At 74.0% G+C, this 1764-nt stretch carries 1 protein-coding gene and 1 tRNA gene; one reads left to right on the top strand and one right to left on the bottom strand.

The window, feature by feature from the left end:
• Nucleotides 1-258: 258 nt before the first annotated feature.
• The gene (locus Acit_RS13320) at nucleotides 259-1167 is read right to left on the bottom strand and encodes a VOC family protein (RefSeq protein WP_282436945.1); all 909 of its coding nucleotides are present in this window, start codon (nucleotides 1165-1167) and stop codon (nucleotides 259-261) included.
• A 123-nt stretch (nucleotides 1168-1290) separates the two neighbouring features.
• Between Acit_RS13320 and Acit_RS12570 the strand changes: the two genes are divergently transcribed.
• Nucleotides 1291-1364 (top strand) — tRNA-Val (locus Acit_RS12570).
• The last annotated feature ends 400 nt before the right edge of the window (nucleotides 1365-1764 follow it).

Here is a 1764-nt window from a genome sequence, read left to right on the forward strand (position 1 = left end):
GGGTCGGGAGGGCGGTCAGGATGCGCTGACCCAGGCTCAGTCGGCGAGGGGCCGGCGACGACGAGTCGGGCGGGTCAGCGGACGCCACGTCCCCAGGCTAGGAGCCCGGCTGGTGGGACCGCCAGGCCGGCCCGGGCGAGGGCACGGTGCCCTCGGTGGCCGTTGTGGAGTTTGTGTGTATTGTTGTGTTTCGGGGCGCATCGCCGTGCCCAGGGGCGCTCCCTCAGGGGCCCGGCACCGCACCGGCACGACCGCCTGCTACCCGGCGTGGCTGCTCTCGGCCCGGTCCTCGACGAGGGCCAGGCCGGCTCCGCCGTTGGCTTCGGGCGGCACCCAGGGAACCCCGGCCGGGCCGCTCGGCTCCCCGAGCACCGGGTGGCGGCGGGCGTCGGGGAGGGCCCCGGCGGGCGGGTCCGGGGGGAGGGCGAAACGGAGGTGGTGGGCCCGGCCCGGTCGACCCCCGAGCCAGGCCGCCACGGCCGCCTCGGCCGCGTCGGCCGCTTCGGCGGGCGAGGCCCCGGTGGGGTCGGCGGCGACGAGCCGGAGGCGGAGGGGGCCGGCCCAGGCGAGCTCGAGGGCGTGCCAGCCTGGCCCGTGGAGCTCGGCGACCGGGCTGCCCTCGAGGAGGTCCTGGAAGAGCCGGCGGGCCGCCTCGAGGTCGGCGACGGCGTGGACGAGGCCGAGGAACGCGGCGGGCGGCTCCGCCGGAGTCGGGAAGCCGGGGGGCGGGGGGGAGGACCAGGAGCCCGAGGCCTGGGCGAGCTGGACCACGATCCCCTGGGCCTGGCTGGGCCGGAGGAAGGCTTCTTGCCAGTCGGGCTGGCTGCGGTTCACGTCGACCGGCTGGAGACCGACGGCCTCGGCGCGCCGGAGGGCCTCGTCGAGGTCGGCGACCTTGAAGGTGAGGTGGTGGATGCCGGGTCCGGAGCGGGCGAGGAAGGTGGCGAGGAAGGGGTTGGCCTCGGGCTGGTGGGGAGCGAGGAGCTCGAGCCGGGCGTCGTTGGCGAAGCGGAGCTGGGAGGGGGCGAAACCGGGGGCCTCGGCCCCCGAGCTCCAGCGACCACCGAGCTGGCCGACGTAGCGGGGCCAGCCGTCCTGCCAGCGGGGGAGGGCGACGGCCACGTGGTCGAGGACAGCGAAGGAGGAGAGGGCAGGGGCATCGGCCATGGCGTCAGGTTGCCCGCTTGGGCGCTGCGTGCGCCAACCCGCGCGGAGCGAGGCCTCCGGGGGTGGGGTGGGAGGCGCTACGATGCCGGCCACGACGTGGGGCCCCGGCGGGTGCCCGCGCTCGGGCGCATAGCTCAGTTGGTCAGAGCGCAGCCTTCACACGGCTGAGGCCACAGGTTCGAGTCCTGTTGCGCCCACGGCGAGGGGATCGTGTCGTCGACGCGCTCCGGGGAAGGTGCGGCGCGACCGGCATGCGTCAAGCGACCGGCACCACGGTCGGGCCCGACGGTCCAAAACGCCGACGTCCGGCCGTGAGGAGCTGCTGCCAATCCATTTTTCACATCGGTGAAAGCGTTTTGGCGGGATGTGCTTGCGTTCCGCTACCGGCAGTTTGCCGCTCGCCGGAGGAGTCGATGCAGGGTCTCGTGATCCTGAGACCTCTCGACGTGCATTGCCTCGATTGCGTCGGCCAAGGGTCACGAGCCCAGGACGTCTCGGGTACGAGTCCCCTCATGTGGTGGGGTTTGGGATAGCCCGGGGGTCCACCATTTGGGGGGCCATCGGGGTGATCCTCGGTGTGTTCCTGACCGAACGCAC

The organism is Aciditerrimonas ferrireducens (genome assembly GCF_023130475.1).
GTDB lineage: Bacteria > Actinomycetota > Acidimicrobiia > Acidimicrobiales > UBA8190 > Aciditerrimonas > Aciditerrimonas ferrireducens.

Coding starts and splice junctions, on each gene's coding strand:
- Acit_RS13320 (WP_282436945.1), bottom strand. CDS start 1,167: ATGGCCGATGCCCCTGCCCTCTCCTCCTTCGCTGTCCTCGACCACGTG.